Genomic DNA, 16,255 nt, shown 5'->3' with positions numbered 1-16,255 from the left:
TCAGCTCGCGGCTTCCAGCCGTTCCTCGGTCAGCAGCCGCGTGGCGGCATCGGCGTCCATCGGCTCGCCGAAGGCAAAGCCCTGCGCGTATTCGCAGCCGAGCTGGTAGAGCTCGACGGCATCCGAATCCGTTTCGGCGCCTTCCGCGACCACCTCCATGCCGAGATCGTGCGCCAGCGCGATGATCGATTTCAGGATCACCGGGCGGGTGCCGCGGCTCGTGGTGCGGACGAAGGACTGGTCGATCTTGATGGTGTCGAACGGGAAGCGCTGCAGATAGGACAGCGAGGAGTGACCGGTGCCGAAATCGTCGAGCGACAGCCCGGTGCCGAGCTCTCGGATCCGCGCCAGCATCTGGGCGGCGTGCTCCGGGTTCTCCATCACGAGCGATTCCGTCAGCTCCAGCTTCAGCGTGCCGCGCGCCACCGTGGAGCGCGACAGCACGGTGCGGATATCGTGGATCAGGTCGTGGCGCAGCAATTGCCGCGACGACACGTTGACCGACGCGAAGATCGGCTCGCGCGCGCGCATCGCGCGCTGCCACACCGCGAGCTGGCGCGCGGTCTGGTCCATCACGAACATGCCGAGATCAACGATCAGGCCGGTCTCCTCGGCGACGTTGATGAATTCCGACGGCGACATCCGGCCGAGCTTGGGATGGTCCCAGCGCGCCAGCGCCTCGAAGCCCGCGATCGCGCGATCCTCCAGCCGCACGATCGGCTGGTACAGGATGGTGATCTCCTGGCGCTCGATGGCGCGGCGCAGGTCGCTTTCCAGCGTCAGGCGGTCGGTCTTCCGCGCCCGCATCGCGGGCTTGTAGACGTCGATGCGGTCGCCGCCGATCCGCTTCGAATGATACATCGCAAGCTCGGCGTCCTTCATGATCTCGTCGGTGAGCGGCGCCGCCGGGTCGGACAGCGCGAGCCCGATCGAGGCGGTCAGGAAGATCTCGCGGTCGTTGAACGCGATCGGCGCGCGGATCGTCTTGCGGATGGTCTCGGCGAAATTGGTGATCCGCGCCGGGTCCTGCTCCGACAGCAGGATCAGGCCGAACTGGTCGCCGGCCATGCGTGCCAGCGTGTCCTGCGGCTTGAGGATGCGGGTCAGCCGCCGCGCCAGCGTCAGCAGGATGGAATCGCCGACCGCGATCCCGACGGAATCGTTGACCTGCTTGAAGCGGTCGAGGTCGATCACCATCAAGGTCGGCCGCAGGTTCGGCATGGTCTTGGCGAGGTTCGCAACCGCGCCGAGGCGGTCCATGAACAGCCTTCGGTTCGGCAGGCCGGTCAGATTGTCGTGCACCGAGTCATGCAGCATCCGCTCTTCGGAGTTCTTGAACTCGGTGACGTCGGTCAGGGTACCGACCACGCGCGAGACCTCGCCGTCGGAGCCGACCACGGGCCGCGCCTTCAGTGCGAACCACATGAAATGGCCGTCGGGCGTGCGCAGCCGGAAATCCTGCACCAGGCGGCCGCGGCGCTGGTCGAGCACGCTGTCGAGCGCGGCGCGGAAACGGTCCTGGTCGAGCGGGTGGAGCACCTCGAGCCATTTCGCCGCCGGGCCTTCCAGCGTGCCGCGCTTGAGCCCGAGCAGCGCCTCGGTCTCCGGGCTGGTGAACACCTTGTCGGCGGAGACGTCCCAGTCCCAAATCAGGTCGCCGGAGCCGGTCAGCGCCAATGCGCGGCGCTCGACGTCGGAGACCACGCCGGTGGTGGCGCCGCCGCCGGCGAAGGCGTGCTGCATGACCGTGAAGCCGATCAGCATCACGATCAGCACCAGGCCGCCGAGCAACGCCGGGCCGACGATGTCGTTGGTGACGGAGCCCGCGACCGTCATGCCGGCCGCGACCACCCAGACCACCAGCAGGAACCAGGTCGGGATCAGCAGCACCGCGCGGTCGAAGCCGTGGGTCGAGAGATAGACGATCAGCGCGAAGCCGGCGAAGGCGATCATGACGAGCGACATGCGCGCGATGCCGGAGGCGACCGCGGGATCGAACAGCGCCAGCGCCACCAGCGAGCCGAGGAAGACCAGCCAGCCGATCGTGATGTGCGAGTAGCGGACGTGCCAGCGACTCAAATTCAGATAGGCGAACAGGAACACGAGCAGTGTCGCCGCGAGGATCGCCTCGCCCGCCGCGCGCCAGACGCGCTCGGCGTTGTTCGACATGTCGAGCACCTTGCCCCAGAAGCCGAAGTCGACGCCGATATAGACCAGCACCGCCCAGGCCAGCGCGGCGGCGGCGGGGAACATGATGCTGCCCTTGACCACAAACAAAATCGTGAGCACGAGCGCGAGCAGGCCCGAGATGCCGATCACGATGCCCTGATACAGCGTGAACGAGTTGACCTTGTCCTTGTAGGCGTCGGGTTCCCACAGATAGAGCTGCGGCAGCTTGTCGGTGCGCAGTTCCGCGACATAGGTGACGACGGCGCCGGGATCGAGCGTGATGCGGAACACGTCGGCGGTCGGGCTATCCTGTCGCTCGGGGCGATCGCCGACCGACGGCGTGATGGTCGCGATGCGTGACAGGCCGAGGTCGGGCCACAGCAGCCCTGATGACACGATGCGATAATGCGGTGCGACGATCAGGCGGTCGAGCTGGTCGTCGGTGTTGTTGGCGAGCGCGAACACCACCCAGTTCTGGCCGCCTTCGCGGGCGCGAACTTCGATGCGGCGCACGATGCCGTCGGTTCCGGGCGCGGTGGAAACCTGGATGCGGTCGTTTTCACTGCGTTGATGGTCGAGAACCGCCGTCAAGTCGATCGCCGGCGCATCGCTGCGCACGCTGACGGCGTCGATCGCATACGCGTCAGGCGCAGCGGCAAACATCATGAGGCCCAGCGCCAGCAGCGCAAGGCACCTGATCAGACGCAATGTCAGTACTCCGCGATCGACAAACTGCCCGGGCCCGGCGACCGGCCCGGAGGTGGCGCGATAAATGACACGAAAGCGAAGGGAATCAAAGGGTTTCCGCCCCCGCTTCCGTTGCGAGAGTTAAACCACCAACACAATTTTGCCAATATGTTCGCTGGTCTCCATGCGCCGGTGTGCGTCGGCGGCCTTTTCCAGCGGGAATGTGCTGTCCATCAGCGGTTTGACGCGTCCTTCGCGCAGCAGCGGCAGTACTTTCGCCTCGATCGCCGCGACCATCGCCGCCTTGTCCGCATTACTACGGGGGCGCAGGGTCGAGCCGGTGTGGTGCAGCCGCTTGACCATCAGCTTGGCGAAATTGGCCGACGCCTTCGGTGTTCCCGACAGGAACGCGATCTGGACGATGCGGCCCTCGACGGCGGCGGCGTCGTAGTTCCGGTCGATATAGTCGCCGCCCACCATGTCGAGGATGACATTGGCGCCGTTGCCGCCGGTGACCTTCTTCACCGCCTCGACGAAATCCTCGGTCTTGTAGTTCACCGCATGATCGGCACCGAGCTTGAGACAGGCCTCGGCCTTGTCCTGCGAGCCGACGGTGACGATCACCTTGGCGCCGAACGCCTTGGCGAGCTGGATCGCCATCGTGCCGATGCCCGACGAGCCGCCGTGAATCAGCAGCGTCTCGCCGGCCTGCAGCGCGCCACGCTCGAACACATTGTGCCACACCGTCATCAGCGTTTCCGGAATGGCGCCGGCTTCCTGCATCGTGAGCTGCGACGGCACGGTCATCGCCTGGGCGTCCTGCGCGATGCAATATTGCGCGTAGCCGCCGCCGGCAACGAGCGACATCACCTTGTCGCCGAGCTTGTGCTTGGCGCCTTCGCCAAGCGCCACCACTTCGCCTGCGATCTCGAGCCCGGGCAGGTCGCTGGCGCCGGGCGGCGGCGGATAGGAGCCGGAGCGCTGCGCGACATCAGGGCGATTGACGCCGGCGGCCGCGACCTTGACCAGGATCTCGCCGGCCTTCGGCACCGGCAGCGCGCGGGTCTCGGGCACCAGCACCTCGGGGCCACCGGGCTTGCTGATGGCGACGACGGTCATTTGCGCGGGCAGGTTTGTCATGGCGGGTCCCTGGTCAGAGAAGAGGATCGGCGGATGGCATACCGCCTTTTCCAATGAAGCGAAACGCCATTAAGCCCCGAACCTAGCCGTCAGATGGTCGGCTCTCTCAGGCGTGATTTTCTCGACCAGCGGGCCGAGCCTTGCGACCGGTGTGCCTGCGCCACGATCCAGCAGCGCGATCAGTGGGCCATTGGGCCAGCGCGGCACCGCATCGTTGTTGCCGAACGCGCCGAGCACGCGCTCGGACAGGTTCGGCACGATGCTCCACGCCAGCGTGGCGCAGAGCGCGACAAGGTTGAGCCCGACACGGGTGACGACCGCCGCACGCGCAGGATCGGATTTGATCGCCGTCCAGGGTGCTGTGTGTTGCAGGTAGGCGTTCGCGATGTCCCAGATCGCGCGGGTCGTGGCAGCAGCCGCGCGAAACTCCAGTGCCGTATGATGGCGGTGTAGCGCCGCGATGCGCTGCTCCAGACCATGCGCGAGCTGCCGCTCGGCGTCGCCGGGAGCGCCGCCATCCGGGATGCAGCCGTCGAGGCCGCGATGCGCAAAGCTGATGATGCGGTTGGCGAGATTGCCGAAGATGTCGGCGAGATCCTTGTTCACGTCGGCGACGAACCTCGCGACGCTGAAATCGGTGTCGGCGCTCTCGGGCGCGTTGGCGATCAACCACCAGCGCCACAGATCGGCCGGCAATTCCTCCAGTGCCGCATCGGTGAAGATGCCGCGCTTCCTGCTGGTCGAGAACTTGCCGCCCTCGTAACTGAGCCAATGGAATCCCTTGATCACGTCGGCGGTCTTCCATGGCTCATCGGAGCCGAGCAGCGTCGCCGGAAAACTCACGGTGTGGAACGGGATGTTGTCCTTGCCGAGAAACTGGATGTAGCTGACCTCGTCGGCCTGCCACCACCATCGTTGCCAGTCGCGGCCTGGTGCTACGTCGGCCCATTCCCGCGTCGCTGCGATGTAGCCGATCGGCGCGTCGAACCAGACGTAGAACACCTTGCCGTCGAAGCCTTCGCGCGGCACTGCGATGCCCCAGGCGAGGTCGCGCGTGATGCAGCGGTCGCGCAAGTCCGCATTGAGCCAGCTCTTTGCGGTCGACACCACGAAGGGCGGCCATCCGCTGCGGCTGTCGATCCAAGCGCCGATCTTCCCGACAAGTTGCGACTGGCGCAGGAACAGATGATTGCTGTCGCGGATCTCGAGCGCGCGGTCGCCGGAGAGTGCCGAGCGCGGATCGATCAGCTCCGGCGGATCAAGCAGCGTGCCGCAACCGTCGCATTGATCACCGCGTGCCGATCCATCGCCGCAATGCGGGCAGGTTCCGAGCACGTAGCGATCGGGCAGGAAGCGTTTGTCGACCGCCGACCATACCTGCTGCGAGGTGCGCGCCTCGATCAGCCCGGCATCATTGAGCCGGCGATAGAAGTGCTGCGTCAGCGCATGATTGTGCGGTGAGCTGGTGCGGCCGAAATGATCGAAGGAGAGGCCGAAGCGCCGGTAGATGTCGGCCTGGACGGCGTGCTGCGCGTCGCAGAACGCCCTGACGTCTTGTCCGGCCTGGATGGCGCCGAGCTCGGCCGGCGTGCCGTGCTCGTCGGTCGCGCAGATGAAGAGAACGTCGCAGCCGGTCTGCCGACGGAAGCGGGCGTGGACGTCGGCGGGCAGCAGCGAGCCGATCAGATTGCCGAGATGCTTGACGCCGTTGACGTAAGGCAGCGCGCTGGTGATGAGAATCCTGGTCATGGGTGCAGTCTTTCGCGTTCGGTGATGCCGACCCCGGACAATCAAAATCAAAAAGCCCTCCCGCGTGATCGGAAGGGCTTGGGTCGGCTCATGCCTGGCGCGCAGGCGCGCGTTATCCCGTCCGGTCAGACTCCTTGCGGTCGGGCCGGGGCATTCGCGTCAGATGTTGCGCGCACACGAAAGTCACTGCAAAATTCTCCTCGAGCATGATCCGGAAAAGTGCGAAGCGGTTTTCCGGAAAGATCATGCTCAAACAAAGAGCTAAAGCACGATGACGATTCAACCCGATCTCATCGTGCTTCACGAGATTTAACATCTCTGGACGCGAGGCGCCAGATCACATCGCCGGGAGGACACATGCCGATTGAGGATGAGGACCGGCCGCGGAAGAAGATCAGCCACGAGATCGGACAGGATCTCTCGCTGCTGTCGGTCGAGGAATTGACCGAGCGCATCGCGCTGCTCACCGCCGAAGTCGATCGCTTGAAAGAAGCGATGACGAAGAAGCGTGCCTCGAAGGATGCCGCGAACGCGTTCTTCAAGTCGTAGCGGCCGACATCACATCCGCGTCGTCCCGGACAAGCGAGCAAAGCGAGCGCGATCCGGGACCCATATGTGGACGGCCCCCGTGGCACAAGAGGTTTCTGGAACTGGTCGGATCGCTGTCATCCATATGTCCGGCCTGTTTGATGCGGTCGGATTGACCGCTGGGCCAAGATGGTTTCCGCGACGCGAGTGCCAAACAACCTGGCGACCTTCTGAAGGCCAATGGGTCCCGCGGCTTGTCTCGCGTGCTGGATCGATCGATCATTCCATCTGCTCTTGCAGCTCCGGTTCGGCCGGCGAGTGCAGCGTCCGGCCGGCCAAACTCTTAGGTGACGATTGCCGGCGCGGCATTGATCCGTGCGGCGTCGTAGTTCTCGCCCGTGACCATCAGCTTCCAGGCGATGCGGGCAACCTTGTTGGCGAGCGCCACCGCCGCCAGCTTCGGCGGCTTACGCTTGAGCAGCGCAACGAGCCAGCGCGAGGGCTGGCCGCGTCCGAGCCTTGCTTGCCGGATCACCGCAGTGGCTCCTGCCACGAGCAGCCGACGCAGGGTCTCGTCGCCGGCGCGGGTGATCTTGCCGAGCCTGGTCTTGCCGGCGGTGGAATGGTCTTTGGGTGTCAGGCCGAGCCAGGCCGCGAACCACCGGCCGGAGCGGAACGCGTGCGGGTCGGGGGTCTTCATCACCAACGCCGTCGCAATGATCGGACCGACCGAGGGGATCTGGGCCAGACGGCGGCTCGTGGCGTTGGCCCGGTGCCAGGCCAAAAGCTTGGCCTCGATCGTCTTCAGTTCGCCCTGCAGCTGCGTGTAGTCGCGGCCCTGCATGGCGAACAGCTCACGCGCCAGCGCCGGAAGGCTCTCGTCCTGCGCAATCCGTGCCAGCAGCGGCTCGATCTTGTCCAGTCCCTTGGCGGCGATCAGGCCAAACTCCGCCGCATAGCCGCGGATCGCATTGCTGAGCTGGGTGCGGCGGGCGATTAGCCCGTCGCGGACGCCCGTCAGCATCAGCGCGGCCTGCTGCTCGGCGCTCTTCACCGGCACAAACCGCATCCGCGGCCGGCTCATCGCTTCGCACAGCCCGTCCGCGTCTCGCCCGTCATTCTTGTTGCGTTCCACATACGGCTTCACCAGCTGCGGCGCCATCAGCTTCACCTCATGGCCGAGCTTGCCAAGCTCCCGAGCCCAGTAATGGGCCGCACCGCACGCCTCCATCCCGACCACGGTCGGCGGCAGTTTGGCAAAGAACTCCAGCACCTGCTTGCGCGACAGCTTCTTGCGCAACACCGCCTGCTCCGCCGCATCAACCCCATGCAGCACAAAAATATGCTTCGACGTATCCATTCCAATGCGGATAATCTCTCTCACGGACGGCTCCCTTGTCTGAGATTTGCAACAACCTCATTCTGGCACACTGATGCCGTAGGGGGCCGTCCACCCCATCAACCACCGCTGTTCCTCGTTGCGTACGGCTGGGCCGCAGCCGCGCGCAACCGCGGGCAATGGTGGTTATGGGTCCCGGCGTTCGCCGGGACGACTCATGGCGATCGACTTGGGCGTCAATCTGCACCTGTCCCAAACTAGGTCAATGGCCGACATGGCAAACAAACCGTCAAGAAATCCGTTCATTTACGATCGGTTAAGCTTTCTCGATTATGACTGTATTGTCCTCGTTTGGACACCGAGTGGCTCCTGTCCACTCTGTTTGACGCCTCCCTGTTATCAACTTCAAAAGCCGCCGGAAACGGCGGCTCTTTTTTGTGCGCCCATCGGCTGGAAACCATAAATCCGGTTGCGGCTGGACTCTTCGGCGCGCCCGCGCAATGATTTGTTCATCATAAGCTGGCGCGTGAGATGCCGGCGGGCGTTACGATGGTGTGAGGGCGTTAACCATGGCCGATCGTTCCCAGAACGAAGCCGGGCTTGTGCTGTTCAGTGAACGGCTGACCAATTCTGCGGCATTCGGCGTGCTGTTCCGGGAAGGCATGGATTTGGTCGAGCAGACCGCCGCCTATCTCGACGGCGACGGCCGTGCCGAGGCCAAGGCGCTGGAACGGTCCGTGAGCCTGACCTATGCCACCGAAAGCATGCGCCTGACCACGCGGCTGATGCAGCTCGCGTCCTGGCTGCTGCTGCATCGCGCGGTCAAGGAAGGCGAGATGACGCTGACCCAGGCCAATCGCGAGAAGACCAAGGTGAAGCTGTCGGCCGCCGATCCCGGCCCGGCCGACATGGTCGTGAAGCTGCCGGAGCAATTGCAGCAGCTGATCGCCCGCTCGATGAACCTGCAGGCGCGCGTCCGCCGCCTCGACACCACGATCCACGCGCCGGCGCCGGACCGTTCGACCATCGGCAACCCGCTGGTGCCGCAGCTCAACCGCCTGAAGGCGGCGTTCGAGCAGTAAGATCCATTCAGTGTGATGCGTCGAGACGGCGCGGCTTGACCCGTCGTCCCAATGCATGTTGATCGATGACGCGCCGCAGCCGGATCGCGGCTGCCTCCAGCTCGTTCGGCTCGAATCCACCGAAGCCGAGCATCAGGCCGGATTGTGCTGCTGCCCTGTACATCGGTGAAATCGGCCGGACCACGATGCCATCGGCGAGCGCTGACTTCGCCAGTTGCACATCGTCGAAACGTTGCGGCAGCCACTGCAGTAGATGCATGCCCTGGTCGCTCGGCTGCAGCGTGACGTCATCGGGCATGTGTCGGTCGAGCGCTGCGATCAATGTCGCGCGGCGCGCGGCGTAGACGCCGCGGATGCGCCGGATATGAGCTTCGAACAATCCCTCGCGCATATAGGCCGCCAGCACATGCTGGTCGGCGGTCGGCGAATGCCGGTCGAGCAGCGCCCGCGCGCCCGCGAAGGCGTCGATCAGCGGCAGCGGCGCCACGACATAGCCGAGCCGCAGCGAGGGAAACAGCACCTTGCTCAGCGTGCCCAGATAGATCACGCGCGACGGCGCGAGGCCCTGCATCGACGGGAAGGGATGTCCGGCATAGCGCAGCTCGCTGTCGTAATCGTCCTCGACGATCCAGGCATTGCTTCGCTGCGCCCACGCCACCAGCGCGTTGCGGCGGGCCATGCTCAAGGGCATGCCGAGCGGATACTGATGCGAAGGCGTCACGAACGCCGCGCGCGCATCAGGACAAGCATCGATCGCGGCATCGACGTCTATGCCTTGCGCATCGACGCCCACGCGCGTGGTGACGAGATCGAGATCGTCGAGCACGGCCGTCATGCCGGGATAGGCGGGATCCTCGGCCCACACCCGATCGCCCGATGACAGCAGCACGCGGCCGGCGAGATAGAGACCCTGTTGCGTGCCGGCGGTGATCACGACCTGCTCGGGCTCGCAATGCACCGCGCGCGATTTGCGCACATAGTCGGCGATCGCCTGCCGCAATTCCATCAGGCCGCGCGGATCGCCGTAGCTCGCAGGCGCCGCCGCGCGCGATGCGCGCACCCGGTTGCCGAGGCGGCGCCAATTGTCGTCGGGAGCGACCGCGCCGCCGGGGACCGCGATCGCAAACGGGACTTCCGGCATCGGTGTGAAGGCTGCCACCACCTTGGCAAGCCGTGCCGCGCGTGCAGGCAGTTGGATCGGCGCCGATTTGTTCGGGCTGCGATCGACCGCGACGGGCTGTGCTTGTTCCGCAAGCGTCGGCGCGACGCAGGTGCCGGCACCGACCTGCGATTCCAGATAGCCCTCGGCCTGCAACTGCTCGAAGGCCTCCGTGACCGTGCCGCGCGCAACGCCGAGCGAGGCCGACAGTGCGCGGGTCGACGGCAGGAATTCCCCGGCCTTCAATTCGCCCTTTGTGATCGCGGCGCGCAGGGCCTGCGCGAGCTGCCGCCCGACCTGTCCGGCGGCGCGGTCGATCGCGCCGAGCGAGGGGATGCTGATGGTGGCGCGCAGGCGGGGCATAGTGGACCAATAAAGATGATCGAAAGTGGCTCTTATCATAGGCCACTTCGGCGCTATGGTGCGAGCAACAATTGATGAGGTTTTCGATGTACTTGCCGCCGCATTTCAGGATCGATGAACTCGGCCCGATCCACGCCGCGATGCGGGCCTCAAAGCTCGCGACGCTGGTCACCGCGACCGCGGACGGCCTGATCGGAACGCCGCTGCCGCTGATTCTCAATGAAAGCGAGGGTGACTACGGCACGCTGTACGGTCACGTCGCGCGGCCCAATCCGCAGTGGAAGCTGCCGGCGGTCGGCGAGGCGATGGCGATCTTCATGGGGCCCGACGCCTATGTGACGCCGTCCTGGTATGTGACCAAGGCCGAGCACGGCAAGGTGGTGCCGACCTGGAATTACGTTGCCGTGCACGCTTATGGTTCGGCCGAGTTCTTCGAGGATGCGGACCGCCTGCTCGACGTCGTGACCCGGCTGACCGAACTGCACGAGAAGTCGCGCAAGGAGGTCTGGCAAGTCAGCGATGCGCCTGACGATTTCATCAAGGCGCAGCTGCGCGGCATCGTCGGCTTCCGGATGCCGATCACGCGGATCGACGCCAAGAAGAAGATGAGCCAGAACCGCAAGCTCGGGGATCGCGCCGGCGTCATCGCGGGGCTCGGCGAAAGCGATAACCCCGTCGACCACGCGGTCGCGGCGATGATCCCGGCGAACTGAGAGGCCTGAAAAAATGCAACCTGTCATTGCGAGGAGCGATAGCGACGAAGCAATCCATCCATAGGCATATGCGGGCAGATGGATTGCTTCGCTTCGCTCGCAATGACGGCGAAAGGAAGTAGAGCGCTCGTTCAGCCCCCTTTCAGAGATGGACGCCCCCATATGGAATTGTACCTCGCCTTCGCGATCACGACCGCGACCTTCGCGCTGATCCCGGGGCCCGCCATGCTGTATGCCGCGGCCCGCACCTTGGCGGGCGGCCGGCGGGCGGGGCTGATGGCGTCGCTCGGGTTGCATCTCGGCGGCTATGTCCATGTCGTCGCTGCGGCTGCCGGGCTGGCGCTTCTCTTTCATGCGGTGCCGCCGCTCTTCATGGCGATGAAGCTTGCCGGCGCGGCCTATCTGGTCTGGCTCGGGCTGTCGCTGTTTCGCGATCGCGACAACACCAAGCGCCCCGAGCTGGCGCCGCTGTCCGCGGAGCGCGCCTTCGCGCAAAGCATCGTCGTCGAGGTGCTCAATCCGAAGACCGCGATCTTCTTCCTGGCGTTCCTGCCGCAGTTCGTCGATGCGTCGGCAAGCGTTCCGATCTGGGCCCAGCTGTTTCTGCTCGGCACGATCGTCAACCTGACGTTCTCGGCGGTCGATATCGTCTGCGTGTTTTTCGCCAGCGCCGTGATGTCGAAGTTGCAGCGCTCCCGAAGGTCACAGCGGATCATGCAGCGGATCGGCGGCAGCATCCTGGTCGCGCTGGGTGCGCGGCTCGCGTTCGGGGATCGTTAGTGGTTCACGTCCAGCGAAGCCGCGCCAGGATCGCGCGGCCCATGATCCAGTCCTTGTCGCTCTCGGTGAGGAACGGAAGCTCCTCCGTGAATTCCGTCACGCGCTGCCGGTATGTGGCCCGGGCGAATGAATTGGTGATATCGGTTCCCCAGTGGCAGCGCTCCGGGCCGTAGGCGTCGAACAGGCGGTGGATATGCGGGGTCACATCACGGAATGGATATGGCTCAGTCGAAATCAGCGGTACCGACGACAGCTTCACCGACACATTCGGATATTTTGCGAGCGCGGCCGCCTGGACAATGGCTTCCGGCACCACGTTGTTTTTCACGGATTCCGACGAGTCGGGACGAGGGCGAAGGCTCGCGCCGACGCCCATGTGATCGATGATGAGCGTAAGCTGCGGGTGTCGCTCGGCGATGCGAGCAAACAGCGATGTCTGGCCCGACGTGAGAAACATTACAGGCAGGCCGGCCTTCTCCGCCGCCGGCCAGAACCAGTCCGCGGTGCCGTCCGTCAGCCACGCCGCTTCGCGGGGGCCGAAGTTCAACCTCACGCCCAGCACGCCGGGCTGGTCACGCCAGGTCGCAAGCTGTACCGCCCGGTCGGGCTTGTCGAGGGCTACACGCGCCATGATGGCAAAGCGGCCCGGGTATCGCTTGACCGCCTCTTGGGCATAGTCGATGCGCTCGCCTTCGAGCGATACCGGCGGAACGATGACGACGCGATCGACGCCGGCCTCGTCCATCAGTGGAATGATCCGCTCGATGGTGAAGGGCTCCGGGAGCTGCGGTTTGGCACCGGGGAGCCATGGTCTTTCCGGGGTGCTCGCCGGCCACAGGTGAACCTGCGAATCGACGATCACTCGCTTTTGCTGCGCGGCTGTTGCCGTGGCGTGCTGCATTGACAGCGCGACGCCGGTCGCGACGGTGCCGGCCAGAAATCGACGGCGTGAAGGCATGTGATGTCCTTCCTGTTCTATAATTTTAGTCACGACATGATGTGATCGACACCGCGCCCCCGCGCAGGGATCACAGCAAATTGGCTCGCAATGCCGAAGATCACATCAGGAAATTGCGACCATAGAAATAGGGTTCAAAGGTCGATTTGCGTCGCAACAATCTTGGACCGTCCTGGTTGGGACGCTTGCGGAAATCCCGCGAGCGAACGCCGGGCTCGGCTTTGGCCCAGAAACGAACATCGCAACGGCGCGAGCAGTCAGCGCTTTCATGGTTGCCATGTCGATGGCGAGTCGTCTTCAACCCTGGGTAGCCAACCTCGCGGTGTATGGTACCGTGCGCTTGGCGGGACGGCATTTCCGTCCCAGATTTGGGAGGGCATGTCATGAGATTTTTGCCGAGCCTTGTCGCGCCTTCAAGTGTCGCTGTCTTGTCGACTGTCTTGCTGTGCGGCCCGGCCGCGTCGCAAACAGACTCCGCCAAACCGCTACCTTCCATCACGGTCGATTCGCCGAAGCAGGTGGCAAGGACAAATCGTCCGACGCAAGCGGCAGGCACGGGGGTATCTCACCGGAGATCGAGAACCGCCCAGACGTCGTCGTCATCAGCTCGAACGCCATCGCCGGCGCCGGATTCAGTGCTGGGCAGGATTGCCGCGCTGGAGAAAGTCGCCAGCAATTGCAACGGTGGCTGCGAATCGAGCCTCCCGCACGGCAAGGACCCCTGGGTCGGCTGTAGCGAGTCGACGGGCGGGCAAACCCATGGACCGTTCTCGTCGACGTGCAGGGATAACCTCACCTACAAATCCTACGTGGATTGCGTCGAGACCAAGTGGTTCCTGGGCGAGTACCGAAACCGAGCCTACTGGCTTTGCAGCAGCTTGCAGGCCGCCGGGAAGTTCAAGGTCGCCGAGCTCAAGCGACCAAAGCGCCCGCGTTAGGTCAGACCTCCCGCAGGCTGTCTGTTCCGGTTGAACGCAAGTTCGCCGGTGATGACACTGCGCGAACCATTCGCCGCTGCCGTCCTGGCGAAAGCCAGGACCCATTACCCCGAATGGTTATTGTCGAATGCTGTTGGGGCCACGGTCGCTGTCACAGCCAATGGCTGTGGCTATGGGTCCTGGCTTTCGCCAGGACGACGACGTGGAGGGAGTGGCGGGTTTCTCAATCCGGCCGGTCCGGAGCAGCCCCCAAAACAAAAACGCCCCCCGCGAGGGAGGCGTTTTGCGTTCGATTGCGAGGGCGATCCCGAAGCGGACTTTAGTCCTTCTTGAGGAAGCCCGAAAACTTTTTCTGGAAGCGCGAGACGCGGCCGCCGCGGTCCATCAGCTGCTGGGTGCCGCCGGTCCAGGCCGGGTGCGACTTGGGGTCGATGTCGAGGTTCAGCGTGTCGCCTTCCTTGCCCCAGGTGGAGCGGGTCAGGTACTCGGTGCCGTCGGTCATGACGACCTTAATCGTATGATAATTCGGATGAATATCGGCTTTCATGACAGTTCCTTCGGCGCGCCGGCGCCCAGTCTCAAGACATTCAGGTACGGGATTTGGGCGGCTCTATAACCCATGGAGCCCCCCAAAACAAGCCAAGAAAGGGCGCCAACCCCATCACCGGATTGGGACTTTACCGGATTTGCCAGCCGGGGGTCGGCGGGCCTATGTGGGGGGCGATAGAACCGGTCTAGATTGATGAGCGTAGCCGAACAGCTTGAGACCCCGCACGGCGCCCACGAGCCGCCGCGCGACGCGTTGCTCGATGAGGAAGCCTTCATCGAGAGCCAGATCACGGAGCCTGCGAAGAGCCGCGCCCGCTTGCGGCCGCTGCTTGCGCTCGCGCCCTATGTGGCGCGCTACAAGGGGCGGGCGATCCTCGCGCTGATCTCGCTGACGATCGCGGCGATCACCACGCTGATCGTGCCGGTCGCGGTGCGGCGGATGATCGACATGGGCTTCACGCCCGAAGGCATCGCGATGATCAATAGCTATTTCAGCGTGATGATCGCGGTCGTCGCAGTGCTCGCCTGCGCCAGCGCCTCGCGTTACTACCTGGTGATGACGATCGGCGAGCGCATCGTCGCCGATCTTCGGCGCGACGTGTTCGCGCATCTGATTTCGCTGTCGCCCTCGTTCTTCGATTCCGCGCGCTCCGGCGAACTGGTGTCGCGGCTCACCGCCGACACCACCCAGATCAAGTCCGCGGTCGGCGCCTCGGTGTCGATCGCGCTGCGCAATCTGATGCTGTTCTTCGGCGCCGCCGCGATGATGGTGATCACGAGCCCCAGGCTGTCCGGCTTCGTGCTCCTTGCGATTCCGGTCATCGTGATTCCGTTGGTCGCGTTCGGCCGCTGGGTGCGGCGGCTGTCGCGCACCGCCCAGGACACGCTGGCCGATGCCAGCGCCTATGCGAGCGAACTGGTCAACGCGATCCGCACCGTGCAGGCCTATACCGGCGAGCGGCTCGCCCGGACGCGTTTCGCCGGCGAAGTCGAGCAGGCCTATCAGGCCGCGCGCAGCTCGACCAAGGCGCGCGCGGTGCTGACGCTGATCGTCATCTTCATCGTGTTTGCCAGCGTGGTAGTGATCCTCTGGGTCGGCTCGCACGACGTGCTGGTCGGAACCATCAGCCCGGGCCGCCTCGGCCAGTTCATTCTCTATACCGCCTTCGCGGCGAGTGGCCTCGGCCAGCTCAGCGAGGTCTGGGGCGAGGTCTCGGCCGCATCGGGCGCCGCCGAGCGGCTGTTCGAGATTTTGCGCGTCAGGCCGCAGATCGCGGCACCCGCGTCGCCGCGCGCGCTGCCGCAGCCCGCACGCGGCGACGTCGGCTTCGACAATGTCAGCTTCGCCTATCCGACCCGGCCCAACGCGCTCGCCGTCGACGGTGTGTCGCTGGCGGTCCGATCAGGCGAAAAGGTCGCGATCGTCGGCCCCTCCGGCGCCGGCAAGAGCACGTTGTTCCACCTGCTGCTGCGCTTCTACGATCCGAAATCGGGCACCATCTCGCTCGACGGCGTGCCGATCCGGCAGGCCGATCCGGCTGACGTGCGGGCGCGGATCGCGCTGGTGCCGCAGGATTCCGTCGTGTTCGCCGCGAGCGCCCGCGAGAACATCCGGTTCGGCCGGCCCGACGCCACCGATGCCGAGGTCGAGCGCGCCGCCGATCTGGCGCATGCCAGCGAATTCCTGCGCCGGCTGCCTGAGGGTTTCGACGCCCAGCTCGGCGAGCGCGGCGTGACGCTGTCCGGCGGCCAGCGCCAGCGCATCGCGATCGCGCGTGCGATCCTGCGCGACGCCCCGCTGCTGCTGCTCGACGAGGCGACCTCGGCGCTCGACGCCGAGAGCGAGACGCTGGTGCAGACCGCGCTGGAGGAACTGATGCGCCACCGCACCACGCTCGTCATCGCGCATCGGCTGGCGACCGTTCTGTCCTGCGACCGCATCCTGGTGATGGACCAGGGCAAGATCGTCGAGCAGGGCACCCATGCCGAGCTGGTCGCCGCCAATGGCCTCTACGCACGGCTGGCGCGGCTGCAATTCGAGGGGATTTGACGGAACTCGGGACCCCGTGCGCTCCGCCTATGCGATTCCTATGCGATCGCC

At 65.1% G+C, this 16,255-nt stretch carries 13 protein-coding genes; 5 read left to right on the top strand and 8 right to left on the bottom strand.

Annotated elements, in window-relative coordinates; translation table 11 throughout:
• The 3 genes from ACVILL_RS08240 to metG form a co-directional block, all read right to left on the bottom strand.
• Window positions 1-2,877, bottom strand: a complete 2,877-nt coding sequence (locus ACVILL_RS08240) for an EAL domain-containing protein (protein WP_456728612.1) — start codon at window positions 2,875-2,877, stop codon at window positions 1-3.
• A gap of 120 nt (window positions 2,878-2,997) precedes the next feature.
• Window positions 2,998-3,996, bottom strand: coding sequence for an NAD(P)H-quinone oxidoreductase (locus ACVILL_RS08235; RefSeq protein WP_456728611.1), 999 nt, complete (start codon window positions 3,994-3,996; stop codon window positions 2,998-3,000).
• Between the two features lie 69 nt (window positions 3,997-4,065).
• Window positions 4,066-5,745: a methionine--tRNA ligase gene (metG, locus tag ACVILL_RS08230; protein WP_456728610.1), complete on the bottom strand. Its 1,680-nt coding sequence runs from the start codon at window positions 5,743-5,745 to the stop codon at window positions 4,066-4,068.
• Window positions 5,746-6,102: 357 nt separating this feature from the next.
• Between metG and ACVILL_RS08225 the strand changes: the two genes are divergently transcribed.
• The gene (locus tag ACVILL_RS08225; protein WP_076865389.1) at window positions 6,103-6,294 is read left to right on the top strand and encodes a DUF1192 domain-containing protein; all 192 of its coding nucleotides are present in this window, start codon (window positions 6,103-6,105) and stop codon (window positions 6,292-6,294) included.
• Window positions 6,295-6,616: 322 nt separating this feature from the next.
• Here ACVILL_RS08225 and ACVILL_RS08220 read toward each other — a convergent pair whose 3' ends face one another.
• On the bottom strand, window positions 6,617-7,657 hold the full coding sequence (locus tag ACVILL_RS08220) for an IS110 family RNA-guided transposase (protein ID WP_456728609.1): 1,041 nt from the start codon (window positions 7,655-7,657) through the stop codon (window positions 6,617-6,619).
• Window positions 7,658-8,181: 524 nt separating this feature from the next.
• Here ACVILL_RS08220 and rcdA point away from each other — a divergent pair.
• A complete protein-coding gene (gene rcdA / locus ACVILL_RS08215; protein WP_456728608.1) occupies window positions 8,182-8,694 on the top strand; it encodes a protease adaptor protein RcdA in 513 nt (170 codons plus the stop codon).
• A 7-nt stretch (window positions 8,695-8,701) separates the two neighbouring features.
• Here the strand turns inward: rcdA and pdxR are convergent, their stop codons facing one another.
• Window positions 8,702-10,216: a MocR-like pyridoxine biosynthesis transcription factor PdxR gene (pdxR, locus tag ACVILL_RS08210; protein ID WP_456734207.1), complete on the bottom strand. Its 1,515-nt coding sequence runs from the start codon at window positions 10,214-10,216 to the stop codon at window positions 8,702-8,704.
• A gap of 86 nt (window positions 10,217-10,302) precedes the next feature.
• Between pdxR and ACVILL_RS08205 the strand changes: the two genes are divergently transcribed.
• Window positions 10,303-10,929 carry an FMN-binding negative transcriptional regulator gene (locus ACVILL_RS08205; protein WP_456734206.1) on the top strand — a complete coding sequence of 209 codons (627 nt, stop codon included), beginning with the start codon at window positions 10,303-10,305 and terminating at the stop codon, window positions 10,927-10,929.
• A gap of 162 nt (window positions 10,930-11,091) precedes the next feature.
• Entirely contained in the window at window positions 11,092-11,709 is a 618-nt protein-coding gene (locus tag ACVILL_RS08200; RefSeq protein WP_456728607.1) for a LysE family translocator, read from the top strand.
• 4 nt (window positions 11,710-11,713) lie between these two features.
• Here the strand turns inward: ACVILL_RS08200 and ACVILL_RS08195 are convergent, their stop codons facing one another.
• The 3 genes from ACVILL_RS08195 to rpmE form a co-directional block, all read right to left on the bottom strand.
• Window positions 11,714-12,667 carry an amidohydrolase family protein gene (locus tag ACVILL_RS08195; RefSeq protein ID WP_456728606.1) on the bottom strand — a complete coding sequence of 318 codons (954 nt, stop codon included), beginning with the start codon at window positions 12,665-12,667 and terminating at the stop codon, window positions 11,714-11,716.
• Window positions 12,668-12,767: 100 nt separating this feature from the next.
• Window positions 12,768-13,223, bottom strand: coding sequence for a hypothetical protein (locus tag ACVILL_RS08190; RefSeq protein ID WP_456728605.1), 456 nt, complete (start codon window positions 13,221-13,223; stop codon window positions 12,768-12,770).
• A 701-nt stretch (window positions 13,224-13,924) separates the two neighbouring features.
• Window positions 13,925-14,152 carry a 50S ribosomal protein L31 gene (rpmE, locus tag ACVILL_RS08185; RefSeq protein ID WP_016845230.1) on the bottom strand — a complete coding sequence of 76 codons (228 nt, stop codon included), beginning with the start codon at window positions 14,150-14,152 and terminating at the stop codon, window positions 13,925-13,927.
• A gap of 195 nt (window positions 14,153-14,347) precedes the next feature.
• Between rpmE and ACVILL_RS08180 the strand changes: the two genes are divergently transcribed.
• Window positions 14,348-16,204, top strand: a complete 1,857-nt coding sequence (locus tag ACVILL_RS08180; RefSeq protein ID WP_456728604.1) for an ABC transporter ATP-binding protein/permease — start codon at window positions 14,348-14,350, stop codon at window positions 16,202-16,204.
• Window positions 16,205-16,255 lie beyond the last annotated feature (51 nt).

It is taken from the genome of Bradyrhizobium sp. USDA 3364 (assembly GCF_054056355.1).
The sequence above is the reverse complement of the archived record's forward strand: the minus strand, read 5'-3'. Positions and strand labels throughout refer to the sequence as shown.